The organism is Bradyrhizobium sp. 482_C4_N1_8 (assembly GCF_052075965.1).
Classification (GTDB): Bacteria; Pseudomonadota; Alphaproteobacteria; order Rhizobiales; family Xanthobacteraceae; genus Bradyrhizobium; species Bradyrhizobium barranii.
In genome coordinates this window covers 2,962,059-2,986,703 of sequence record NZ_CP197231.1, presented here as the reverse complement: position 1 = coordinate 2,986,703, position 24,645 = coordinate 2,962,059, and the positions used below count along the sequence as shown (strand labels likewise).

Here is a 24,645-nt window from a genome sequence, read left to right as displayed (position 1 = left end):
CGCTCGCAGCTCACCTCGTCCGCAAGCGAGCCTGTCCGCAATGATCGCACTGTCCGGCATCATCAGCAACCTGCGAGCCCGGCTCGACACCAGGGCCGCTTTGACGACCCTGGTGCTGTTGAATAGCGCCGTCGCCTGCCTGTCGCTGATCAGGGTTGCGACTTTCCAGTCCTATATCCACTTCAGCGGCGACCGCGTTTGGATCGCGGTCGCCATCGCGTCCGCCTTCTCGATCGTCTCGCTGCTGTTCGCTGCCGCCCAGTTCAGCTTCGGCTATTTCGTCGGCTTCTATTTCTACACGATGATCCTCGGCTTCCTGTGGATCGACGTCTTCTCCGAATACAGCTATCCGCAATTGCTCGCGGGGTTTTCGGCAGGCTTGTCGCTGGTACTGGTGCTGTTGCCCATGCTGTTCGTGCGGGCGCCGTTCCGGCAGCTCGTCGCACTGTCGAATGCCCGCTTCGAGCATCTGTTGACGCTGATCCTGGCGATCTCCATCGGCACCATCGCCGTCGCCTCGACCTACAATTTCCGCCTGGTCGCGATCGCAAACATCTACGATTACCGCGGCGAGATCGCATTTCCCGGCCCGGTGCGATATCTCATCGGCTGGGTCTCCAGCACACTGCTGCCGTTCGCCTTCGCCTGTTACTGGCTACTCGGCCATCGCTGGCGTGCCATGCTGGTCGTGATCCTGCTCCTCTTCTTCTATCCGATCACACTGACGAAATTTACCTTCTTCACGCCCGCGTGGCTGTTCGCGCTGGCCGTGCTGTCACGCTTTGCGGCGGCGCGAACTTCGGTCATCTTTTCGATCTTCATTCCCATGCTGATCGGCCTCATCGGGAACGTCGCAACAGGCGCAAGCCTCAACGGAATCGTCGGCCGATATTTCGACCTCGTCAACATCCGGATGATCGCGACGACATCGAGTGCGCTCGACATCTACAACGATTTCTTTGCGAGCCATCCGCTGACCCATTTCTGTCAGATCTCGCTGCTGAAAACCGTGATGCCTTGCGCCTACCAAGATCAACTGTCGGTAGTGATGCAGGACACGTACGGGTTCGGCATGATCAACGCCTCCCTGTTCGCGACGGAGGGTGTCGCCTCGGTCGGACTTTACTTTGCGCCACTGACAGCACTTGCGGCGGGTTTCATCCTGGCTCTGGGCAACCGAGCCTCGGCAGAACTGCCGCAGCGTTTCGTGTTGATCTCCAGTGGCACGCTACCGCACGTTCTGCTCAACACGCCGCTTTCCGTCGCCATGGTGACCCACGGCGCCGCGCTTCTCTTCCTGCTCTGGTATGTGACGCCGCGAGGCATCTTCGATGCGGACCGGAAACCCTGACTAGGGAGCTCCCGGATTCTTCATCACATCCGCGGTCAGCCGGACGAAATCGGCAACGAAGGCTTTGACGCGTTCATCGAGATTGGGCAGGAGGTCGCGGACGATCCCAGGATCGGCCGATCGCGCGACCTGCGACATGTGCTCGGCCAAGGCTTCGGCATCGTGGATACCGAAATATCGCGCGCGGCCCTCGGTCTGCTCGCGATGCACCTCGAGGCCGGACAGCAGCATCGGGACACCAAACGACTTTGCTTCCTCGACGGTGGTGCTCCACCCCTCGCACTCCGAAGGATTGATGAGCGCCGCCGATGCGCGCAGGAGTGCGTAGACATGGTCGAGCGGGATCATTCCGAGATGCCGGAAGTTCGTCTCGAGGCCGCGCGCTTTGACTTCTTGCATCATCGCTTCGAAAAGATCGGGCTCGCGGAAGTCGAGCGTGCTTCCCGACGCCGCGACGACGACGTCGAGCCCCCTGCGTTTCAAGAGGTCAAGCGCATCGACGACGAGCTGGTGATTCTTGTGACGCCAGAACTGGTTCGGCAGATAGAAATAGCGCGACGGCAAGCCGTAGCTTGCGATCACGTCGGACGGATTCGTGGCGAGGAGGCTGGCCGGCGGTTCGGTCGCAAACCGGACCACGGAGACGGCGTTCAACAGGCCCGGATAGAATTTCTTGAGATCACCAAATGCGCTGGCGCTGCTCAACATGACGTGGCGGCCGGAGGCAAGCTGGATCCGAAAGCCGAGATCACGCCGCCAATAGGCGCTCCTCGAGAAAAGATGCGGGAGCAAGCGGTGCTGGAAATCCGGGAACCAGGCGATCGCCGGGAACGGCAGACGCCAGCCAAAGAAGCGCGCGGATTCGAACACCATGTCGATCTTGCGAGTCCTGAACTCGGCGATGGCGGGACCGTCCAGACCAAAGGCAATCGCGCGGGCGAGATCCGTCGCACGGGCAAGGCCGGTCGCGGCATGATCGAACACCGGCGAGCGCACGACCTCGACGGCGGGAATGCCGGCCAGCGCCGCTATCTCCTCGGAATCATCAGCCGTTCCGGCAAACAGCACGGGCGTCACCGATCCCGGCGCGTGCCTGTTGAGCGCCTCGAACAGATTGCGTTGATAGTTGTGGCCTCCCGCCCATAGGCGGCGCGGAATGTTGGTGAAGGCGATCCGCACCGGCGCGCGCTCAGGCACGGGCTTGGCCCCTGAACCATTCGACGTAGTCGGCCAGGCCGCGCTCCAGCGGAATGCGCCAGTCGAAATTCATGTCGAGCACGCGCCCGCTATCGGCGAGCAGGCTCGTCGGATCGCCCGGCCGTGCGACGCCGGAAAACTGCACGACCGTGTTGCCGCCCCAATGCCCGATCAGGCCTTCGGCAATGCCGGCCACGCTTACACCGCGCCCGGAGCCGCCATTGATCACGCCAAAATCGTCCTGCCACGGCCCCTCTGCGACGCGCGCCAGCAGGCGGACGACGTCGCGAACGTCGGTCCAGTCCCTGATCTCGGCTCCGGTTCCTCCGAGATTAAGCGTGCGCTGCTGGCTCCGCAGCCGCGAGCAGATATCCCAGAGCAACTGCTTGCGCAGGTTGGGACCGTAAACCGAGAACAATCGCACGACCGTGCAGCGCATGCCGAAGCTCTGGACGTAGCTTTGACACAGCTGCTCCATCATCCGCTTGTGGTGGCCGTAGGGCGACATCGGCGCCGGCGCCGCGCTTTCGGGGATGGGACCGGTGTGATCGGCACCGTAGACCGCAGCGCTCGACACCCCGACCAGCCGGCTCATCGGCGCAAAGCTTCGAAGCCATTCCAGCAGGCGCGCCGTGCTGGCCACGGTCCGCGAAAAATCCTCGAACGGACGCTCCATCGACAAGCCGACGGACGATCCGCCGGCGAGGTGGAAGACGTGCGACGGCAGTCCGTGAGCAGCCGCGAGCGCGCTCAGATTGGCCGCGTCGACTTCGCCGTTGATCCAGGTCTGCAAGCCGAGCGCGCGCGCATCGGTCGGATCGAGGGCGCCATGACCGACACCATGAACCACATGCCCGCCGCCCGCCAACTCGCGGACGAGATGGCGACCGATGAATCCGTTTGCGCCGGTAACCCACATGGACATCGCTAGGCCTTGTGACAGACGAACGAATAGAGCCGGCCAGGCCGGTGGTCAAAGCGCTCGGCAAGCGAGAGCAGGGAAGCGAAGACGCGTTGCGATGCAAACGCGGCACGCCACAGCGGAGCGACCGGAATCTTCCGTGTCAGTTTCTCCACGACTGCGGATTGCAGCGTCTGCATCGTGTAGGGGAATAGATTGATAGGGCTCTGCAGCGGAGCCAATGTCTCGACCTCAGCAAAGCCGGCCGACGTCAGCGCGCCGGTATAGCGGTCGAGCAGGTAGGCATGCTCGCCGCCGTACAGGTGATGCAGCGGGTGCTGATCGAGGAATTGCTGAAGGTCGCTTTCCTTGCTGATCACGTGCTCGCGCGCGGCGATCAGCATGCCGCCGGGGCGGAGTACACGAAACATCTCGCGGCAGGCGCCCTCGAGATCGCGCGTGTGATGCAGCACGGCGCGTGCAAACACGAGATCAAATGTCTCGTCAGCGAACGGCAGGCGCTCGGAGAACTCCTCGACAACGTGGATGGGCAGCTCCGCCTGCGCCGCAAGATCGCGGATCGCTGCGGCGCCGACGATCGCGCTGCCATCGGGCTCGAGGGCGGTCACCTCAAACCCGCTGCGGGCCAGTGCGTAGCTCGCAATGCCGCGACCGGCACCGACGTCGAGTGCCGAGCCGGAGCGACCGGACAGCAACGCCGCAACCGCCTGCCATTCGGAGCTTCGAAAATAACGCTCGGCAGCCGCAGCCAGCGGATCGTCGTAGAAGGCGTCACGCACGAGTTGGCCCTGATCCGGCTGATTGCGCAGCCAGACCACGGCTTCCTCCCACGTTCGGAATTGCCGGTCACCGGTCATCCAGGCGAAGCTCCTGCGTTGCGAAAGCCTGCCTTTCCGCCGGGTCGCTGTCATTCAGCATGCGAATGACGCGCGCCGGGTTTCCTGCGACGAGAGCATTGGGCGGGACATCGCGCGTCACGACGGAGCACGCGGCAACGACGGCGCTCTCGCCGATGGTCACCCCCTTCAGAACGGTCACGTTGAATCCGATCCACGCCCTGTCGGCGATCACGACCGGCGCGGTGGGAACGTGACTCCAGTCCTTGTGGCCGCGGCCCCAATCGCGCACGTCGTTGCGCCGCAAATCCCACTGGAGATTGTGCGAATCGTGGTCGACGATGGTGGCACCCCAGGACACCAACACGTCATCTCCGATCGAGACGTTGCGAAAGCAGATCAGATTGGACAGACCAATATAGCTCCGGCTGCCAATGCGAACGTCGGCTCCTTGGTCCTCGAAAGTGATGTTGGCGTGAATGATCGACTCGTCCCCGATCGTCAGCCGGTTGCCTCGCACGCGACGCAGCCGACGCCAAGCCACCGACGTCTTGCGCCCGACCGTGACCGCGCCGGACCGCCAGCTTTTCCACCCGAGCAGGATATCCAACGCACGAACCGGGAGCGAAGCTGCCATCACGCCAGCCTTGCCTTCGCAGCACCGACTGCAGCAAAGCCGCCTGCCGCTGCCCGACCATCGCTCTTGAGCGTCATGGCAGATCCCCGGACGTGCATGCTTGCTCCTAGAGACGTTCCAAGAGGCTTCTAAATAGAGCCCACTGTTGCTCTTTACTATACAAATCTCGGACCGCGGCGCGGCCGCGTTCGGCAGCTGCCTTCATCTCCGTCCAGTTGTTCAGGGACGTCTCGATTTTGGCCAGGCAGTCGCTGCCGCCGTCATAGGTCACGATCGTCTCGGAATCCATTCCCGCCGGATAGCGCCCGGCGTCCGACACCAGCAGGGCACCGCACCCCATCGCCTCGAAGCAACGCATGTTGCCGCGATCGCTGCCCGACATGTCGATCGCACCATTTAGCACGATCTTGGCCGAGCCGATCAGTTCATAGAGATCGCGCCCGAATACCGGTGGCCGGGCGATTTTGGCGACAGCCCCTGGACGCCGGTGCTGTCGCAGCGGCAGCAATCGTCCGATCGCGCTTTCGGCCAGCCTGGTCAGGCGCGATGCATCGAGACACAGCACGATATTGCGTCTGCCGGCGAGATGCGCGACCTGCTCCAGCGTCTTGGCGCGCGCGCGATGGTGGCGCGAGTAGCCACCGACGAAGACAACGTCGAACGGACGCTCGCCGTGGCCATACTCGTCCATCACGGGATCATGCGCCGGGAAGAACAATTCGGCGCGGCATCCCTTGCTGCGCCACATGTCGAGGATCGAAGGAAAGTTTCCAACCACGGCGCCATAGGCGGTGAAGTCGGCATTTCCCGACGGCGCCGCGCGCCAGCAGAGCGTCTTCTTCACGCAGCCCGGCAACTTGGCAACGAACGCGCTGGGATAGCGCACGGGGTCGAGATTGTAGAACACCTCAGTGGCGTGGTGCTCGATCTGCGCGAGCAGGATGACCTCGAGCGTCGGCTCACCCGGCATGCCCTGCTCACGCGCCCAGCGGCGCTGCAGGACCTCGTCGTCCCCATTGGTGAAGAAGGCCTCCGCCGATCCATCGAGCACCGGCAACAGGAAATGCGACGCACCGAAGCGGTCGTGCAGAAACACGTCTCGCCGCTCCGCGAAGCTCTCGGTACCCGCCGCCAGCTTGTTCAGCCGTGGCACATAGGAGGGGTAAAGGCCGAAATTCTGGAACAGGCGCATCTTTTACGCGTACCTTGCCAACATCCATTTCATGTTCAGATACGGCCAGATCCGTCCGACCGCCTCCCAGTCCCACGTCTTCGACGCCGTCAAGCGGCTGACCGCCCGGCGCAAGGCCGTTTCATCGACCAGTTCGGCAAACGACGGCACCTCGCGGGCGAGCAGGTCTGCCGTCCAGCCGGCCAAAGCTCCGTTCAGCCATTCGGGCATCGGAGAGTTGAAGCCGACCTTGCGGCGCGCCGTGCGGATCGACTCCGGCATCAGGTTCGCCATCGCGCGCCGGGCGACAGCCTTGGTGTAGCCATCCGCCGACTTGCTGCTTTCGGGAAGCGCCATCGTGTAGGTCACAAGGCGCCAATCCATGAAGGGCATGCGGACCTCGACGCCGTGGGCCATCGAGAGTCGATCGAAGTTGCGCAGGATGGTAGGCAGCACCGTGCTGTGAAACATGCGGTAGAGGCGGCGGTTCAGGCCGCCCCATTCACGCGGCAGCACATCATCCTCCGCGACCAGCGGCAACGAGGCCGGAAGATCGCGCAGGCCGCCACGCAGAAAATAGACGCCCTGACGCTTCAGCGCCAAAATGCGCAGGAAGTCCACGCCGCGACGCGCCAGCGGCGATCGCGACGCCAGGTCTTCTGCCGCGTTCCGGATCCGAAACGCAAACGTCTGTCCTTCCTGCAAATAGGCGCCCATCAACTCGTCCGCTCCGTGGCCATCGAGCGACACCGTCACGTCGTTTTGCCTCAATTGCCGATAGATCAGCCATACCGCGCTGGGCAGGCTGATATAGACGTCGTCGAGATCGTCAAGAATCCGGTCGAGATCCGTCAGCGCATCGGCCTGCCCGATTTCAAGAAACGTGGGCTCGACCTTGGCCCAGGCTGCAGCCTCCTCGGCCATCGGCCGCTCGTCATTCAATGCACCCGGGAACGTCGCGACGAAAGCGTGGCGCCACGCGGTACTGTCGCGCGGCCCCATCCCGGCCTGCTCGTGCGACGCCATGGTGCAAATCACCGCCGATGAATCGAAGCCTCCGGACAAGCACGTCCCGATCGGCACATCGCTGCGCATCCGCAGGGCCACGGCATCCTGGAACAGCTCGCGGAAGTGGGCCACACGTCCAGCTTCGGTGGGCGGCACCGTCGGCAGATGATCCACGGTCCGCCACCAGCGCCGGACACTGACCTCGCCTTGGCGCAGCCACATGCAATGGCCGGCCTGCAGACGGCGAACCTGCCGAAACAAGGTCCGCTCGCTTCCCTCGATCCCGAAGGCGTCGAGCAACAGCCGGCGCGCCACCTCCAGATCGACCGAGGGCTCGATCAGTCCGCTCCGCACCAGCGCCCGCTGTTCGGAGGCGAAGACAAATCGCTCCGGCGACATGGCATAAAGCAGCGGCTTGATTCCGAAGCGATCGCGCGCGAGGAACAATTCGCGCGTGCTCGTATCGAAGATCGCCAGGGCCCACATGCCGTTGAAGCGCGGCAGCATGTCTTCCCGCCAGGCTTCCCAGGCGGCCAGGATCACTTCGGTATCGGACTCGCTGCGGAACACCGCGCCCTGCGCCTCGAGCTCGCGGCGCAGCTCGAGGAAGTTGTAGATCTCGCCGTTGAAGACGATGACGTGACGGCCGTCCGCGGACAGCATCGGCTGATAGCCGCCTTCGCCGGGATCGATGATCGCAAGGCGCCGGTGGCCGAATGCGAGAGTCCGGTCCGCGCTGAACCAGGTCCCTTCGCCAAACGGACCGCGATGCGCGATCAGGCTGGTCAGTCGCGAGATGTCGGCCGGCTCGACCGCATTGCCGCGCAAATTGACGATTCCGGCGATTCCGCACATGTCCTAGATGACCTTGAGGGGCACGAAGCGACTGACTATGGCCCGCAAGTCCTGCCAGCAGGCGCTTCGATACGGCCCCAGCTGCGACGCGGCAACCCCGACGACGAAGATGATCGCAGCCGTCAGCGACGCGACTGCTCCCACCGACCACCAGGACGGCGCAAGCTGGAATGGTGCGCGGTCGAGACCGTAGCGCAACGCCAGCGCCGTCGCGATCCCGATGCCAAGCGGCATCAGCACGCAATGGACGACGCGCGGCCACATGCCGGGGAGGTCGAAACTACGGCGCAACAGCATGACGATGGTCGCCATCTGCGCGATCATGCCGGCGCATGCGCTCCAGCCTGCGGCCTGCCAACCAAAGCTTGGCAAGACGATCGCGCTGGTGACGAGGGTGACGCCCCCCGTGATCAACGCAATGAACGCGTTGAAGCGCGACTGTCCCTGCGCCAGCAGATAGAAGCCGAACACGTTCGCGCTCGATCCGAGGATGCCGGCAATCGACATTACGACGAGCACCCGCGCGGCCTCGGCCGCGACCTCCGCACCGGTCCAGACTTGCAGCAGCGGACCGGCCACGGGGATCAATGCACCCAGGGCGCTGGCGGCAAGGATGTTCAAGATCCACGACGATCGGAACAGCAGGTCGACCTTGCGATCCTCGCTCTCCTTTTGCAGCGTGCTGAAGAACGGAAACAGGATCTCACCAACCTTGAGGATGCCGATATAGGTTGCCTCCTGGAGACGCTGCGCCACGCCATAGAAACCGACGAATTGTGGTTGCAGCAGCGCGCCAAGCAGATATCGATCGGCCTGCCCCGCAAGCAGTGCACCGCCCTGCGCGGCAACTTGCCAGCCTCCCAGCCGAACCAACCTGCCGAGCGCCTCGCGATGCAACGCCGGCGGCGCCAGCCATTGACCTATGCTGCGGGACCAGACCAGGGCCATCAGCAGGCCGGCCGCGAACCCAAGCGCCTGGCAGCCAAGGAAAGTCGAGGCGTATGGCGCGGCGGGAATGAACAGCAGCATCGAAAGGGTCGAGGTCACCGTGCTGCCAATGCCGATCGATGCGATCCGGCGATAGTCTTGCCGCGCGGTGAACAACGACACGAAGACCGCGGATACGCATTGGCACAACCAACCGGCACTAGCCAGTGTGAAGGCCAGTCCAAGATCGTCGGCCGCTGGACCTGCCAGGTGAAAGCCAAGACGCGCCAGTGGAGCTCCGGCACCCCAAAAGAAAATGGTGATCAGCCCGCCCGCTCCGGCCGCGACCGTGATCGCCGTCGCGAACAGGCGCCGCGCATCTTCGCGGTCGGATGGCTCCAGCCGCTGCGCAAGCTCGCGAGCCGTCGACAGTCCGAGCGCGTTGCTGAACACCAGCGCAGGCGCAATGCATGCGGTCACAAGACCCGCGACACCGAATGCAGCGAGACCGAGGCGAGCGATCACGAAAGGCAGGATAGCCAGGTTCAGCACCACGGCCACAAGGAAGGCCATCGCATTCCACGCCGAGTTACCCAGCAGATCGGGCGGTCTTTTTTTCAACGCCATGCCAGCCACCCGGCCTTTACCCCATCACGCTTTTGCGACCTCGCCGATCAGAGTTCCCCCTAGGTATCGCGAAACCGGGCTAGCAGCCAGCACCCGGAATGTCGATAGCAACCGCCGGGTCCACTCGAACCGCCGGCCTCGCCGGGCGCGTCAATTTGCGTGTCGGACAAGCCACATCCTTCCCGGCAAGCGATCGGCCCCGCGCGCGCAAGCGCGACCGCCTGGTGCCATCGGATTGGGCATTGAGCGGGTCTTAAGGTGGTTCAATTGCTGAGGCAATGGCATCGGCCGCGGTTCTGAATCGGCTTGCGAGGCGGCACCGGATCCAGACGGCAGCGCTCAGAGCCCGTCCGACTCGCCGCTCTTCGGCGTCGAACGGGGCACGAAAGGAGCAAACGACGCGTCGCCCGTGGTCGGCGTGACCAGCTTGCCCTCAACGCTCGCGGAATCGGTCGGTGACGGAGGTGGGGTCCGGGGAGAGGTCGCTGGATCCGGCCGCTGCAGCGCCAGGACCTCGCTGCGATCGCCCTGCTTGAGCGTCACCTCGCGCGGCTGAACCTCGGCCAGCGACCAGCCGCCCAGCGATTCGCCCTGGCGCAGGCGCACGACCTTCTGATCGGTGCGGTTCACGAAGATCGCGATGGCGTCGCCCTCGCCCACCACGGCCCCGACCAGCAGCAGCGGCGGCGGTCCCTCGACCGGCCTGGGCGGCGCCGGCACGTTCACCTCCTCGACCGGAGACGCGGCCACCGCGCGCGGCGGCGGACGGCGCATTGCCGAGAAGATCGGGCGCTCCTGGGTCACGGTCAGCGCCGAGAGCGGCACCGACCACAGCGGATTGCCGCGGGGGATCGGCTTGCTTGCAGCCTGCGACGGCTGCGCGATCGGCCGCATGGCGCCGACATCGACGCTTTCGGCGGCGCTGGGCGCGGCATCGTCGGACAGGATGTCCATGCGCGACGAGGTGGCAGCCGCGGTCTCGGCAATGCCCAGAATCATGGTCAAGACCCAGCATGACGCGGCGGCCGCGCACAGCATGGCCAACCCCGTCGGCCTCAGCCCCCCGGACATCGAAATTCCCTTGCGAATGATTGTCACGCCAGCACGCGGCAAGCCTCGCCCACCAGACTAGTTCCGATGCGCCTCGCCATCAACCGGCACCGATTTGATCCCAAGCCCGACTGCGATCCATCAGCTTCCTGCCTCGCATGTTGCAACGCGCGAAAATGTTGCCGAACGGCCACGCTCGTTGAAATTGCACGCGGAACGGGAAGGAACCCGGCGCAAATAGACCTCCATTCATTGCCGGCTGCTGCGACGCCATGAGACTATCGCGTAGGCGCACGGCTCCACCACACGCTCGAGCTGCATATTTTTTGATGATTTCGTTTTTCGATTTGGGAATACCGATGGCTGGACCGACGATGGGGCGCAAGGGGACCGGATACGGGCTGGGGTCCCTCCTTCGGCACTCGCTGGCGACCCTGCTCGCCACCACCGCGCTCGGTGTGGTCGCCGCGCATGCCGTCGATGGCACCTGGGCCGGCGCCACCACCGAATGGACGGACGGCACGAATTGGTCGTCGAATCCGGACGTGCCGGACGGCACTGCCACCTTCACCAACACCGGCGCGAACACAGTCGACAGCAACGGTGTCGTCAACATCGGCGCCGTGGTGTTCACCGCCGCACCCAATGCGCAAGCCTATACCGTCAACACCAACGACATTTTCGTGGTGAACGGCACTGGCATCTCGAACAATTCGACCAATGTCCAGACGTTCAACGTCAGCTCCAGCATGGTGTTCACGAATTCGAGCAGCGCGAGCGGCGGCAGCAATGTCGTGACGTACAACGTCTCTGCCGGCACGATGATCTTCAACGACACCAGCACCGCGGGCTCGGCCAACATCACCAACAACGGCGATGTCGAGTTCAACGGCAACAGCAACGCCGGCACTGCGACGATCACGAACAACATCGTGATGAACTTCAACGACGCGAGCTCGGCCAACAACGCCAACATCACCAATGCCGCCACCGGCTTCCTCTCGTTCAACACATCGGCCACCGCGGGCACGTCGACGATCTCCAACAGCGGCTCGCTGAGCTTCGCCGGCTCCGCCTCCGCCGGCAGCGCCACCATCACCACCGAGAATTTTGCCACCACGAGCTTCACCGGCACGGCGACCGGCGGCAACGCCCGCTTCATCACCAATGCCGGCGGCACTGTCGACATCTCCAGTCTCACGAGCACCGGCATGACGGCGGGCTCGATCGAAGGCGCCGGCAACTACGTGCTCGGCGCCAAGACGCTGACCACGGGCGGCAACAACGCCTCGACCCAGGTCGACGGCGTGATCTCCGGCACCGACGGCGGCCTGACCAAGGTCGGCACCGGCACGCTGACGCTGACCGGCGGCAACAGCTACACCGGCGCGACGACCGTCTCGGCCGGAACGCTGGCGCTGGCGAACTTCGGCATCATCTCGGGCTCCAGCCTCGTCACGGTGAACGCGACGCTCGACATTTCCGCGATCATCCCCTCGTTCGCCGCCATCACAACGCTGGCCGGCAATTCCAGCGGCGTCGTGAACCTCGGCAGCAAGGGGCTGTTCATCACCAACGGCTCGACCGAATTCGCGGGCGTCATTCAAGGCACCGGCGGACTCGAAGTCGGGGGCGGCACTCAGACGCTCTCGGGCGTGAACACTTACAGCAACGTCACCCAGATCGACGGCGGCGCAACGCTGGCGTTGAAGGGCAGTGGATCGATCGCGAACTCGCTCTACGTCGCCCTCGCGGGCGGAGGCGCAACGCTCGATATTTCCCAGACCAATTCCGGCGCTTCGGTTCGGGGAATCTTCTCCACGAGCACCGCCGGCTTTGTCTCGCTGGGATCGAAGACGCTGACGATCACGAGCGGCACTTTCTTCGGCGGCGTGATCCAGGACGGCGGCATTGGTGGTGGCACCGGCGGCAACCTCGCGATCGCGAGCGGCGCGACGCAGCAGCTGTTTGGCACCAACACCTATACCGGCACCACGAACATTGCGGCCGGCGGCGAGCTCGATCTGATCGATTTCGCCAGCCTCAATGGCAGCATCTCGACCTCCAGCAACGTCATCGCCAACGGCATCTTCGACATCGCGAGCCTGCTCAACGGCGGTACCTCGATCAAATCGCTGGCAGGCTCGGGCAACGTCAATCTCGGCTTCAACACGCTGACGATCACGAACGGCAACGGCACCTTCGCAGGCGTCATCGACGATGCCGGCTTCGGCGGCGGCCTCACGCTGACCGGCGGCACGCAGACGCTGTCCGGCAACAACACCTATACCGGCGCCACCACCGTGAACGGCGGCACGCTGGTGGTGGACGGCTCGATCCTGAACAGCCCGACCACCGTCAACACCAGCGGCACGCTGGCCGGCAGCGGCACGGTGGCCGGCGTCCAGGTCAATGGCGGTACGCTCGCCCCGGGGAGCGCGGCGAGCCCGTTCGGCCCGCTGACGGTGAACGGATCGCTGATCTTCACGGCAGCCTCGACCTATCTGGTGCAGGTCTCCTCAAGCAATGCCAGCCTCACCAACGTCACGGGCGCGACTGATCTCGGCGGCGCGACAGTGCGAGCCAACTTCACCTCGGGCACAGTCCAGAAGCAGTACAAGATCCTGAACGCGGCCGGCACCCTCGCCGGCACCAGCTTCAATTCGACCGTCGTTTCCAACATGCCGACGATCAACGCGACGCTGAGCTACGACCCCAGCAACGTGTTCCTCAACGTCAACGTCAATTTCGCGCAGGCGGGCGGCCTCAACGTCAACCAGCAGAACGTCGCGAACACGCTGACCAGCTTCTTCAACGCGACCGGCGGCATTCCCGCGGCCTTCGCCGCGCTGTCGCCGGCGGGGCTGACGACCGCCTCGGCCGAGCTCGGCACCGGCATCATCCAGTCCGCCATCAACGCCGACGGCCAGTTCCTCAATTTGATGCTCGATCCGACCGTGATCGGACGCTCGGGCGGCTTTGCCAAGGCGGGCAGCGTCGCGCAATTCGCCGAGAGCGATGACATGACCGCCTACGCCAAAATGCGTCCGGCCAATGCGCGCGAGCGCGAGGCTTACGCGATGGCGACCAAGGCGCCGCTGCTCTCGTCGCAACCGAGCAGCCGCTGGAGCGTCTGGGCCGCCGGCTATGGCGGCTCGGCCGATGTCGGCGGCAATGCGCAGGTCGGCTCGCAAGACCTGACCGCGCGGGTCTGGGGCGGTGCGGCCGGTGCCGACTACAGGGTCTCGGTGGACACGCTGGTCGGCTTCGCGCTCGGCGGCGGCGGGCTGAACTACTCGGTCGCGAATGCGATGGGCTCGGGCTCGGCCGACATGTTCCAGGCCGGCGTCTATGGCCGGCACAATTTCGGACCGGCCTACGTCTCGGCCGCGCTCGCCTATGGCTGGCACGACGTCACCACCAACCGCACCGTGGCACCCGGCGGCTTCGACCAGTTGCAGGGCCGCTTCAAGGCCGACACGTTCTCGGCCCGCTTCGAGGGCGGCTATCGCTTCGCGACGCCGCTGGTCGGCATCACGCCCTATGCGGCGGCGCAGGTGACGAACTTCAACCTGCCCAACTATTCCGAAGTCAGTCTCAATGGCGGCGGCCTGTTCGCGCTGAACTACGCCTCGCAGTCGCTCACCGACACCCGCTCCGAGCTCGGCCTGCGCACCGACAAGGCCTATGCGATGCAGAACGGCGTGCTGACGCTGCGCGGCCGCGCCGCCTGGGCGCACGACTACAATCCGAGCCGCGCCGTCACCGCGCTGTTCCAGACCCTGCCCGGCACCAGCTTTGTCGTGAACGGCGCCAGGGTCGACGCCGACTCCGCGCTCCTCAGCGCCAGCGCCGAGATGAAATGGCTGAGTGGCTTCTCGATCGCCGGCACCTTCGACGGCGAGTTCTCCGGCAACGTCACCAGCTACTCCGGCAAGGGCGTGTTCAAGTACGCCTGGTGAGCTGATCCTACTTTCCCGCCTGCCACTGGCCGGAAACTCCCAGAATCACCCTGACGCGGCCGGTGCCGGCCTCGTTCAGCGCGGTGGTCTGGGGCACCTGGACGTCGAGCTGATCGACGAACAGGAACGGCATGCCGGCCTCGAGATCGTAGAGCACCTTCTGAAGCGCGGGCTGATCCAGCTCGCAGCTCACGACGAGGCCAACGAATCCGTCCTTGGCCTGCGCGCCGGAAACGTCGACCTGCGAGGACTGCACCGAGCCGCCGACGTTGCCGACCGCTGCCGCGACCCGCTGCAACAGATTGGCGCCGGCGACCGTCACGGTCGGCCCTTCCAGGAACGGCGTGCCGGGATGCTCGGCCATTGCTGCCGCGGCATTCTTGGCGCCGCCCTTGCGGCCACGCAGCTGGTCGAGCAGGTCGGAGGTCTGCGCCAGGGCCTGACGGTGGGCGATGACATCGGCGATCGACAGGCCCGCCATCAGCAAAAGCCCGCCCGCTACCGCGAGATAAAGCGTGACCGCAATCAGTGGCGAGCCGGCGAGCGCACGTGTAACTGCATTTCCGCTCGCGATTCCAGCGCTGCTCATGGCGCGTTCCTCGGTTCGATCTGCGCCTCGATGTGGAAGCGCTCGCCGGGATCGGACGGGGCACGCGTGGTCGGGGCGTAAAAGGTCGCGCGGGTGAAATGCTGGGACTGCTCGATCAAGGGAATCAGCGAGGGCGCATCACGCGTGATGCCGCCGATCTGAAGCTTGTTGCCGGCCAGATGCAGCTCGGTGACAAACGTGTGGTCCGGCAGGATGCGGCTCAGCGATTCCAGCACGATCACGCTCGCTGGCGTCTCGTATTTGCGCCGCTCCAGCAGCGCGAGCGGCGAGCGCTCGCCACCGTCCCCGCCCGAGCGGAGCGCCGCGCGGCGCTGGGTGATCTGCCGGTCGAGCTCGGCCTCCTGCGCGCCGAGGCTGTCGGCGAGATAGCTTGCGGCGACCGGCCCGACGACCGCGGCGATTGCGGCGAAAGCCAGCACTGCCTGCAGCGTCCGGCTCAGCCGCGCAGGATCGACCGCGCCGCGCGACCTCTGCTCGAACACCTTGATGCGCGCACCCGCGGGCGCCTCCGTCGCGATCGCGATTGCCGACGGGTGGAAGCCCGACAACGCCTCGACATAACCCATCGCCAGCCGGCGCGGCGCGGCTGCGATCTCGGTGGTGATGCTCTCGCTGCCATGCGGCGATGGCCGGCTGCAACCGAACACGGCCTCGCTCGCGCTCCACGGCGTCAGCCGGTCGATCTGCGCCCGCACGATACCGTCGAGGAAATCCGCGGCGCGGGCCGGCAGCTCCAGCGGGCGGAACAAGAAGCGCGACGGCCGCAGCACGATCTCGACGCGGCTGCCGCGGACGATCTGCGCCAGATTGGGACTGGCGAACTTGCCGTCCTCGAACGCGATCTCCTTCGGGATGTTCTCCGACTTCGCAGCCTCCAGCGCGAACGCGCCGGTCTCGCCCTCGACCAGCCGCACCACGCGCGGCGACACCATCCGCTCCAGGGCGGCGACCATGGTACCGGCCACGGCGCCGGTCCAGGCATCGACAATCGCGCGAAGGGAACTGAGCGAACTCATCTCACAGAGGCTTTCCGGCGGAGCCGTCGAAGGCGTTGTGCCACGACAATACACGATACGGCTCATCGCCGCTTTCGAGAAGCAGGATGACGATCTCGGCCGAGCTCTGCCGGCGCGACGGCGCCTCCACGGCCACCGTGAGCCGATACGCCTTCGCGCCCTCGATTGTCGCAGCGCCGCCACCGGCGAGCCCGACCAGGGAGCGCGGGTCGATGTTGGGATCGGTGCGGTCGCGCAAGACCTGCTGCAGCGTCTGCGGCGTCATGCCCGGCAGCGCCGCCACCACCTGCGGCGCGGCGTCGAGCACGTTCACCGTCCGCATGTTGCTGAACACGGTGACGAAGGGCAGCACACGCTCGACCACGGCGGGCGGGATGCCGCGCACGAGCCAGAGCTCGTCGCTGTGCGGAAACGGCGCATGGCGCGGCAGATAGGACGCGCCGAGCGTGCGGTAGTAGGAATCCTCCGGATTGTCCTGGCCGGGCTCCGTCGACGACCGCCAGGCGACGATACGGTCGGCATAGACGGGCGCATTGTCCGCGGAAACGCCCAGCGCCGTCATCAGGCCCGCGAGGATCGGCTTCGGCGCCATGTTGAGGTCGATGCGTGCCGCCTCCGAGCGGAACGTGACGCTCACCCGGCCGGCCCCGACACGGGCATTGAAGGTGCCGCTGGTCGGACGCGTGGCCTCGTTCTGCGCCGTCAGCCGGTAGGCCGCAAGCTCGAGGCCGGCGTTCACCAGCGCGTCAGTCTGCAGCCGGTCTGCGTTGACCGCGACCGTGACGGCGGTGTTGGTGACATAGGTCAGGTAGATCAGCGCGAGCGCGGCCAGTGCCGCCAGCATCCAGAGCACCACAACGACGATGAAGCCGCGGCCATCGCGAAGCGCGCCGATGTGATGCCTCGCGCCGCTCATAGCTGTTGCTCCTCCTTCTGCGCCTGTTGCGGCCGGTTCTGCGACGCCACGCATGTCGCCGGATTCTTGGCTCGCGCGCATTCCGCCGGCGCCGTGATGTGCGGAACCACTGCGGCCGAGACCGCCAGCACCTGCCCGGTGGCGCCGTCGCGCACGGTAATGCGGATGCGGTCCGGCAGTTGCGGCTGGCCCCGCCAGATCGGCTGCCACTGGCCGTCCGGTCCGGCATAGGAGAAACTCACCCGGAACGGCGCGCGGATCAGCACGACCTGGTCGACGAAGCGGATCTGCCCGTCGGTCGGCATCGGCTGGAATGGCGCGCGCTCGCGCACCAGCGCGAGCCCCTGCGCATCGGCCTTCTCGATCAGGCGGATGAATTCGAGCCCCGGACGCGCGCTCGGACCGAGCGCGGTGCGCAGGAAGGTCACCGACAATTCGGCGCCGTCGAACAGCGGCGCCCTGGCGTCGCCGTTGACCGGCACCTGCTCGGCGACCGACAGGTCGGCGACGATGCGGTCGAGGCCGGTGGCGAGGCGCTCGGCCCGCTGCACGCGGGCGATGCCGCGATTCCAGTTCGGCAGCCATTGCGCCGTCACCGTCGCCAGCGCCGCCAGGATGACGGTCATGAGCAGCGTCGCGAGCAGCACTTCGAGCAGGGTGAAGCCCGCCTCATCGGCGAGCGCGCGGCGCAGGCGTTTCATCGCCGGCCCCCTCATCGCGAAGCCCTTCATTGCGATCCCCTGGGCACCAGCTTCACCGTCGTGATCTGGATCGCACTGCCGTCGGCGCGCTGGAGGCGCAGATTGACGGCCATCGGCACGAAGCGATCGGTGGCGGGATTGCCGCCCGCCACGTTCATCGGCGCGACATCGACGCGCCAGCGGCTGCCGGCGAGTTCGCCGCTCTGCCGGCCGGGCTTCAGCAATCCGCGCGCCGGCAGGTCGGCAAGCAGCCGCTCGGCCGTGCCTGATAGCACCAGATGCTGGTCGATCGAGCGGGTGCCCTTCGCCGTCGTGGCGATCACCGAGCCGATCGTCCCGAGCACGACCGCGATGATCGCGAGCGCGACCAGCGCCTCGATCAGGGTGAAGCCGGCGGCGTCAGAGCAGCTTCTGCGGGACAATCTCGACACCTCCGGTCAGCCAGTTGACGCGCACCTCATAACCCATGCCCGGCCGCGCCAGGGCGATCGTCCCGCCGCACGACATGCCCGACGGAAAGAAGTCGATCGACCGCCCCGTCGCGCGATCGGCGCAGCGCGACGCCAGCGTCGCCTCCATGACCACGTCGCCCGGCAGGCGGATGGTCCGCCCGGTAACGCCGGAACGGATCGCGCGCCCCTCCGCGTCCACCTGCGTCACCACCCTGACCTGGCGGCGCAGCGCCGCGTTGCGATCGGCTTTCAGCAGTGCCGCGGTCTCGACCGCGTAGCTCTCGAGCCTCGCGCGCGTCGTCGTGCGCGGAATCGCCGGCAGGATGATCGCCGCGAGCAGGCCGATGATCGCGAGCACGCACAGGATCTCGATCAGCGCGAAGCCTTGCGCGTTGAAGCCTTGCGCCTCGCGAAGACCTTCAGCGCGCGCCGCTGACGATGTCGGCTGCCGTTCCACTGCCGCCTTCCTGACCGTCCGATCCGAGCGAGATGATCTCGTAGGGCGCGCTCGCGCCCGGCGAGCGATAGACATAGACGTGGCCCCAGGGATCGTTCGGCACCACGCCGCCACGCAGGTACGGCCCGTTCCAACCGGCCTGATTGTTGGTGCGCGTCAATCCCGCAAGGCCCTCATTGGCGGTCGGATAGCGGCCGACATCGAGATAATAGAGATCGAGCGCGCTGGAGAAGCTCTCGATCTGGATCTTTGCGGCCTTTGCCTTGGACTCGCTGAGATAGTTCAGCACCCGCGGGCCGACCAGCGCCATGATCATCCCGATGATGGTGATGACCACCAGCATCTCGACCAGGGTGAAGCCAGCCTCCCCTCGCCGCGCGCGCCGCCGGCCGCGCCTTGACGATCGATGTTTGGTCACCTCAAAGCCCCTCCCGTTACCCTAACCGACAATCTGGCTCACCGACATCAGCGCCGTCATCACCGATGTGATCAGGCCGCCGACCACGAGCGAGATCGCGATGATCGCCGCCGGCCCCGCGATGCCGACCGCGCGGTCGAGCGTTCGTTGCAGCTTGGTCTCGTAGAATTCGGCGACCCGGCCGGACAGCATCGGCAATTGCCCGGTCTCGTCGCCCAACCTCAGCATGCGCACCGCCATCGGCGGCAGCGCATCCGTCTCGGCCAGTGCGTCGGACAATTTCGAGCCATGACGGACGCGGTCGGCGGCATCGCTCCAGACCGCGGACGGGCCGGTCGTCGCCATCATGTCGATCAGGATGCGCAGCGTGACGGTGAGATTGACGCCGCTGCCGAGCAGCAGGCCGAGATTGCGGCAGAACAGCGCCGTGCGGTACGCACTCATCACGTTGCGGATCGCCGGCAGCCGCACGATCGCATTGGTGAGGCCGCGGCGGACGCGCTCTTGACGCAGCATGAGCCAAATGGCGGCGATGGTGGCCGCAAGGCCGGCCAGCACCGTATCGGAATTGCCGCGCAGAAAGGTCGAGATGTTGAGGAAGATTCCGACGATCGGATCGACCTTGGCGCCGAAATCCTGCAACACGCTGGCGAACTGCGGCAGCACGAAGGTGAGGAAGAACAGCAGCACGCAGCCGGCCGCGCCGAGCACGAACAGCGGATAGCGGACCGCATCCGACAACCGGCGCCGCAACGCCTCGCTGCGCGCGCGTTCGCCGGCCAGCACCTCCAGCACCTGATCCAGCGAGCCCGAGGCCTCGCCGACCCGCACCAGCGCGATATACATCGGCGGAAACAGCGCCTCGTGCCGCGCCAGCGCCTCGGCAAAGCTCTCGCCCGCGACGACGCGCGATCGGATGTCGGCGACGACAGGGCGCAGCCGGCCGAGATCGGGATCCGTCGCGAGCAGCTCCAGTCCGTCATTGATGCGGGCGCCGGCGCGCAGCAGCAGCGCGAGATCACGAGTGAGGATGGTGACGTCTTCCGGCTTCGGCCGGTTGAACAGGCTGAACACACCGCCGGTCGCGCCGCCCTCTTCCGGCGTGACGTTGTCGACCAGCACCAGGCCGAGCCGCTCGATCCGCTGCGCGACGTCGCCGGGCCCGGGCGCGGCGATGGCCCCGGAGACCAGTTCGCCGTTGGCATTGAGCGCGCGGTAGCGATAGTTCGGCATGCCCTAGCGCACCGTCGTGACGCGGAAGACTTCGGGGACCGTCGTCAGCCCGGCCCGGCATTTGGCGACCGCATCCTCCAGCATCGTCGTCATGCCGCCGCGCATCGCGGCGGCGTCGATCGAATGGGAGTCGGTCTGCGGGCCGATCAGCGTACGCACCTCGTCGGACATTTCCAGGATCTCGAACACGCCGTTGCGCCCGCGATAGCCGGTGCCGCCGCAGCGTTCGCAGCCGCCGGCCTCGTGCACGACCTCGCCGCACTTGAATCCGATCACCGCAAAGCGCGGGTCCTTGGCGAGATCGGGCTCGGTCAGCGTATGCGGCACCTTGCAGCGGTCGCAGAGCATGCGTACCAGGCGCTGCGCGACCACCGCGCGTAGCGTGGACTTGAGCAGGAAGCCCTCGATGCCGAGATCGATCAGGCGCGGCACGGCGGCGGCCGCGGTCTCGGTGTGCAGCGTCGTCAGCACGAGATGGCCGGTCAGCGCGGCATGGATCGCGATATGAGCGGTCTCGGCGTCGCGGACCTCGCCGACCATGATGACGTCGGGGTCCTGGCGCACGAAGGCGCGCATGGCGGAGGCGAAGGTCAGTCCGATCGACGGCTTGACCTGGGACTGGTTGATGCCGGGGATCTCGTATTCGACGGGATCCTCTATGGTCAGGATCTTGCGCGTTGGTTCGTTGAGGATCGACAGCATGGTGGCGAGCGTCGTGGTCTTGCCGCTGCCGGTCGGGCCGGTGATCACGATCATGCCGTGCGGCATCGCGAGCAGCCGCGTCATCGCGCTTTCGTCGCGCGCGGCAAGACCGAGCTTGCTCATCTCCAGCAGGCCGCGGTCGCGCGGCAGCAGGCGAATGACGGCGCTCTCGCCATGCTGCGTCGGCATGGTCGCGACGCGGACATCGATCTCGCTGCGCCCGACGCGCACGCGCGCGGCGCCGTCCTGCGGCAGGCGCCGTTCCGCGATGTTGAGGCTGGCGAGAATCTTGATGCGCGAGATCAGCGCCTGCGGCGGAATGCCGTGCGGCGACGGCAGCGCACGCAACAGGCCATCCACGCGCATGCGCACCGTAATCCCGGCGCGGAACGGCTCGACGTGAATGTCGCTGGCGCGCAATTCCACCGCGCGCTCCAGGAGATCGTTGAGCGCACGTACCACCGGCGCGCCGCTGGCGAGATCGCGCAGGCTCTCGATATCGTCGTCCGACTGCTGCGCGATGCTGCGCACGCCATCCCCGGCCTTCGCATCGGCCGCATCCGTGCGCTGATCGAGCACCGTCGTGATGTCCTCGAACGAGGCAACGACGACCTCGACCGCCTCGCCGAACACGATCTCGGCGGCGCGGACCGCGGCGGTGTCGGAGGGATCGGCGATCGCCAACCGATAGCCGCCATTGGGCGCACGAAACGGGAAGATGGTCGATTCACGCAGGAAGCGGCGGGAGAAACCGTCGAGACACGGCGTGGTTGTGAGCAGCTGCGGCAGGCCGAGCCGCGCCAGGCCAAAATAGTCGGACACCTCGTCGGCGAATTCGGCGGCCGACAGATCGGTCGCTTCCCACAATTCGAGCAGCGGGCGGGTCAGCGCCGGATTCGCCGAGTTCTCCACATGGGCGTGCGCCCGCGGCGGCAAAGAATATTTTTCGAGGAGATGCTGCCGGAAGCTCTCTGCGGAAAGGTCTCGCATCGCAGTCCCAGCTCGCCTTGTTACCTGAAAGCAACAGCTTCCGTAGCCGATGGAAGGTCTTTACCCTTGACTTATTTCCTAGCAAAAACATAATCGTGGCGCAAATTATTGCGTATCCGAACCGAGGGGGGGCGGATGCAATCTCCATCACAGCCAGCGTTGGTAGGCGTACTTTGTTCGAAGTGGTCCAGCCGCTTTTGCGCCACCGCTCAGCGTTGACTGGAACGCTCGTTCTGTTGTCGTCCGCTTTCCTGCTTGCCGCCTGCATCGTCACGGCCGACCAGTCGATCGAAGCCGATCCAAAGGATCCGCGCGCCCAGGACATCGCGGACAAGATCAGCTCCCTCGATCTCCAGCCGCGACAACCTGCGGATGCAGGCGCGGGCGGCATTGCCCAAGCCAAATCGTCGAGGCCGGCAATCTACCTCAGCGATGGTGCAACTCCACAAGGCGGCGCGCTCGCCGAACGCGACGATTCCGGCGGCAGCGGCTACGACCTCAATTTTGAGAACGCGCCCGTGGCGACCGTCGCCAAGGTCATCCTCGGCGACGTGCTCAACGTCGGCTATACGATCGATCCGCGCGTGCAGGGGACCGTCACACTTGCCTCGGTGCGGCCCGTGCCCAAGGCGGACGCGCTCTACGTGCTGGAAAATGCGCTGCGCATGTCGGGCGTCGCATTGGTGCGCGACCGTACCGGCTATCGCCTGCTGCCGGCGCCGGAAGCCGGTCCCGGCGGCGTCGATCGCTCGACCAACGCCGCGGCCGGCCAGGGCATCACAGTGGTGCCGCTGCGTTACGTCTCGGCCCAGAACATCTTCAAGCTGCTCGATGCCTTCGGCGTGAAGGCCTCGGCGATGCGGCCCGACAGCGCCCGCAACACGCTGATCGTCAGCGGCAGCGGCGCCGACCGCGCCACCGCGGTCGACACCATTCTGTCCTTTGACGCCGACTGGATGCGCGGACAATCCGTCGGCATCTTCCCGGTGCGCAACTCCTCGCCCGAACCCGTGATCACCGAGATCGAGAAGATCATGGATTCAGGCGAAGGCGGTATGAGCCAGAACGTGATCAAGTTCCAGCCGATCTCGCGGCTCAACTCGATCCTCGTGGTGAGCCAGAAGCCGGAATATCTCAAGCGCGCGCAGACCTGGATCGCGCGGCTCGACCGTTCCGACACCGAGGGCGTGAACCTGAAATCCTATCCGTTGCGCTACGGCAATTCCAAGGTGGTCGTGACGATGCTGAACGACATGCTGTTCAGCCAGAGCGCGACGAGCGGCTCGACACTCGACAGCGCATCGAGCCAGATCTCGCCGGGCGCCGGGATGTCGACGTCGACCTCCAACAATCCCGTCGCCTCGCTGAGCGCATTGCCGACCGCGGCTGCCGGCGCCACAACGCCGGTCAGCGGCCCCGCCGGATCGTCGCTCGGCGCCCGTTCCGCTCCGGCCGCCTCTGCGACACCTGCGCAAGACACCGGCCTCGGTGCATTGTCGGGCGGCGGCGCGAAGCCCGGTCTCGGCATTCTCCAGAACGTGCGGATCACCGCCGACGTCACCAACAATGCCGTGCTCGTCTACGCCAATCAGGACGCCCAGCGCATCGTCGAGCAGACCATCCGCCAGATCGACCGGCCGCAGCGCCAGATCGCGATCGAGGCGACGATCGCCGAGGTGACGCTGAACGACCAGTTGAACTACGGTGTACAGTTCTTCCTCGCCAGCAAGCAGGGCTCGATCTCCAACACCATCTCCGGTATCAGCAATTCGAGCACGATCGGCAGCAATATCGAGGGGACGAGCAACGCCGTCAACGCCGCAGCCGGCGCCCTGCTCGGCCGCGCATTGCCGGGCTTCAACTTCCTGATCGGCGCCGAGAACTCGCCGCGCGTCGTGCTCGATGCGCTGCACGGCATCACCAACGTCAAGGTGCTGTCGAACCCGTCGCTGGTGGTGCTGGACAACCAGGCCGCGACCTTGCAGGTCGGCGACCAGGTGCCGTTCTCGACGGGCACCGCGACCGTGCTGACCGCCAACAACACCGTGGTCAACACCATCGACTACAAGAACACCGGCATCATCCTGCGCGTGCTTCCGCGCGCCAACGCCAACGGCAATGTCGTGCTCGACATCGAGCAGGAGATCTCGAACATCGCCGCGGGCAGCGCCAACTCGCTGACGCCGACGATCTCGCAGCGCCGGGTCAAGAGCTCGATCGCGGTGACGAGCGGTCAGACGGTGCTGCTCGCCGGCCTGATCAGCGAGACCGAGAACAGGCAGCGCCAGGGCATTCCGATCCTGGATTCCATTCCGGGCGTGGGCGACGCCTTCTCGCACCAGACCAACGCGCGCGCCCGCACCGAGCTGATCTTGTTCATCCGCCCGACCGTCATCAAGGACGGCGTTGATGCGCATGTCATCGCCGAGGAGATGCGCAGCAAGATGAACAGCCGTCTGGTCGGGACCAGCAATCCCGTCGTCACCGTGAGTCCGCCCAAGGCGGCGCGCTAAGGCATGATCCGGAAAAGTGTGAAGCGGTCTTCCGAAAAAGATCATGCTCAAACCAAGGAGCTCATGCGCGATGACGATTGATCCAAATCTCATC

General features: G+C 65.8%; 20 protein-coding genes. 3 read left to right on the top strand and 17 right to left on the bottom strand.

The genetic code is table 11. The features are described 5' to 3' along the window. The first annotated feature begins 40 nt into the window (after positions 1 to 40). Complete coding sequence (locus tag AB7Z56_RS13900; RefSeq protein ID WP_354141758.1) at positions 41 to 1,351, top strand: hypothetical protein; 1,311 nt, start codon at positions 41 to 43, stop codon at positions 1,349 to 1,351. Here the strand turns inward: AB7Z56_RS13900 and AB7Z56_RS13895 are convergent, their stop codons facing one another. From AB7Z56_RS13895 to AB7Z56_RS13860, 8 genes are all read right to left on the bottom strand, one after another. Further along, the gene (locus AB7Z56_RS13895; RefSeq protein WP_354141757.1) at positions 1,352 to 2,548 is read right to left on the bottom strand and encodes a glycosyltransferase family 4 protein; all 1,197 of its coding nucleotides are present in this window, start codon (positions 2,546 to 2,548) and stop codon (positions 1,352 to 1,354) included. It abuts the gene before it with no gap. Further along, positions 2,541 to 3,473, bottom strand: coding sequence for an NAD-dependent epimerase/dehydratase family protein (locus AB7Z56_RS13890; RefSeq protein WP_441256342.1), 933 nt, complete (start codon positions 3,471 to 3,473; stop codon positions 2,541 to 2,543). Before AB7Z56_RS13890 ends, AB7Z56_RS13895 begins: the two co-directional genes overlap by 8 nt. A 2-nt stretch (positions 3,474 to 3,475) precedes the next feature. Beyond that, positions 3,476 to 4,327: a class I SAM-dependent methyltransferase gene (locus tag AB7Z56_RS13885; protein ID WP_354141755.1), complete on the bottom strand. Its 852-nt coding sequence runs from the start codon at positions 4,325 to 4,327 to the stop codon at positions 3,476 to 3,478. Next, positions 4,317 to 4,916: an acyltransferase gene (locus tag AB7Z56_RS13880; protein ID WP_441256341.1), complete on the bottom strand. Its 600-nt coding sequence runs from the start codon at positions 4,914 to 4,916 to the stop codon at positions 4,317 to 4,319. The genes AB7Z56_RS13885 and AB7Z56_RS13880 overlap by 11 nt, the downstream gene beginning before the upstream one ends. A 133-nt stretch (positions 4,917 to 5,049) precedes the next feature. Continuing rightward, complete coding sequence (locus tag AB7Z56_RS13875) at positions 5,050 to 6,135, bottom strand: glycosyltransferase (RefSeq protein WP_354141753.1); 1,086 nt, start codon at positions 6,133 to 6,135, stop codon at positions 5,050 to 5,052. A gap of 3 nt (positions 6,136 to 6,138) precedes the next feature. Then, positions 6,139 to 7,950 (bottom strand): asparagine synthase (glutamine-hydrolyzing), encoded by a 1,812-nt coding sequence (gene asnB, locus AB7Z56_RS13870; RefSeq protein WP_441256340.1) that lies wholly within the window; start codon positions 7,948 to 7,950, stop codon positions 6,139 to 6,141. Positions 7,951 to 7,980: 30 nt separating this feature from the next. Continuing rightward, positions 7,981 to 9,531 carry an oligosaccharide flippase family protein gene (locus AB7Z56_RS13865; RefSeq protein WP_354141751.1) on the bottom strand — a complete coding sequence of 517 codons (1,551 nt, stop codon included), beginning with the start codon at positions 9,529 to 9,531 and terminating at the stop codon, positions 7,981 to 7,983. Between the two features lie 339 nt (positions 9,532 to 9,870). Continuing rightward, positions 9,871 to 10,530 carry a hypothetical protein gene (locus tag AB7Z56_RS13860; RefSeq protein WP_354141750.1) on the bottom strand — a complete coding sequence of 220 codons (660 nt, stop codon included), beginning with the start codon at positions 10,528 to 10,530 and terminating at the stop codon, positions 9,871 to 9,873. A 410-nt stretch (positions 10,531 to 10,940) separates the two neighbouring features. Between AB7Z56_RS13860 and AB7Z56_RS13855 the strand changes: the two genes are divergently transcribed. Beyond that, complete coding sequence (locus tag AB7Z56_RS13855) at positions 10,941 to 14,543, top strand: autotransporter domain-containing protein (RefSeq protein ID WP_354141749.1); 3,603 nt, start codon at positions 10,941 to 10,943, stop codon at positions 14,541 to 14,543. A 7-nt stretch (positions 14,544 to 14,550) separates the two neighbouring features. On the opposite strand, the gene gspM is transcribed toward AB7Z56_RS13855, so the two are convergent. Genes gspM through AB7Z56_RS13810 form a run of 9 tightly spaced genes read right to left on the bottom strand, consistent with a single transcriptional unit; the run spans position 14,551 to position 22,038 of the window. Beyond that, a complete protein-coding gene (gene gspM / locus AB7Z56_RS13850; RefSeq protein ID WP_354141748.1) occupies positions 14,551 to 15,132 on the bottom strand; it encodes a type II secretion system protein GspM in 582 nt (193 codons plus the stop codon). Next, entirely contained in the window at positions 15,129 to 16,169 is a 1,041-nt protein-coding gene (locus tag AB7Z56_RS13845) for a PilN domain-containing protein (RefSeq protein WP_354141747.1), read from the bottom strand. The genes gspM and AB7Z56_RS13845 overlap by 4 nt, the downstream gene beginning before the upstream one ends. A gap of 1 nt (position 16,170) precedes the next feature. Continuing rightward, positions 16,171 to 17,085 (bottom strand): general secretion pathway protein GspK, encoded by a 915-nt coding sequence (locus AB7Z56_RS13840; RefSeq protein ID WP_354141746.1) that lies wholly within the window; start codon positions 17,083 to 17,085, stop codon positions 16,171 to 16,173. Then, positions 17,082 to 17,786 (bottom strand): general secretion pathway protein GspJ, encoded by a 705-nt coding sequence (locus AB7Z56_RS13835; RefSeq protein WP_259221096.1) that lies wholly within the window; start codon positions 17,784 to 17,786, stop codon positions 17,082 to 17,084. Before AB7Z56_RS13835 ends, AB7Z56_RS13840 begins: the two co-directional genes overlap by 4 nt. 26 nt (positions 17,787 to 17,812) lie before the next feature. Beyond that, positions 17,813 to 18,217 carry a type IV pilus modification PilV family protein gene (locus AB7Z56_RS13830; RefSeq protein WP_259235417.1) on the bottom strand — a complete coding sequence of 135 codons (405 nt, stop codon included), beginning with the start codon at positions 18,215 to 18,217 and terminating at the stop codon, positions 17,813 to 17,815. After that, positions 18,186 to 18,695, bottom strand: coding sequence for a prepilin-type N-terminal cleavage/methylation domain-containing protein (locus AB7Z56_RS13825; protein WP_354141745.1), 510 nt, complete (start codon positions 18,693 to 18,695; stop codon positions 18,186 to 18,188). Before AB7Z56_RS13825 ends, AB7Z56_RS13830 begins: the two co-directional genes overlap by 32 nt. After that, on the bottom strand, positions 18,658 to 19,113 hold the full coding sequence (gene gspG / locus AB7Z56_RS13820; RefSeq protein ID WP_354141744.1) for a type II secretion system major pseudopilin GspG: 456 nt from the start codon (positions 19,111 to 19,113) through the stop codon (positions 18,658 to 18,660). Before gspG ends, AB7Z56_RS13825 begins: the two co-directional genes overlap by 38 nt. 21 nt (positions 19,114 to 19,134) lie before the next feature. Further along, a complete protein-coding gene (locus AB7Z56_RS13815) occupies positions 19,135 to 20,346 on the bottom strand; it encodes a type II secretion system F family protein (RefSeq protein WP_354141743.1) in 1,212 nt (403 codons plus the stop codon). Positions 20,347 to 20,349: 3 nt separating this feature from the next. Continuing rightward, entirely contained in the window at positions 20,350 to 22,038 is a 1,689-nt protein-coding gene (locus AB7Z56_RS13810) for a GspE/PulE family protein (RefSeq protein ID WP_354141742.1), read from the bottom strand. A 236-nt stretch (positions 22,039 to 22,274) separates the two neighbouring features. Here AB7Z56_RS13810 and gspD point away from each other — a divergent pair, with 236 nt between their 5' ends. Next, on the top strand, positions 22,275 to 24,551 hold the full coding sequence (gene gspD / locus AB7Z56_RS13805) for a type II secretion system secretin GspD (protein ID WP_354141741.1): 2,277 nt from the start codon (positions 22,275 to 22,277) through the stop codon (positions 24,549 to 24,551). Positions 24,552 to 24,645: the final 94 nt, after the last annotated feature.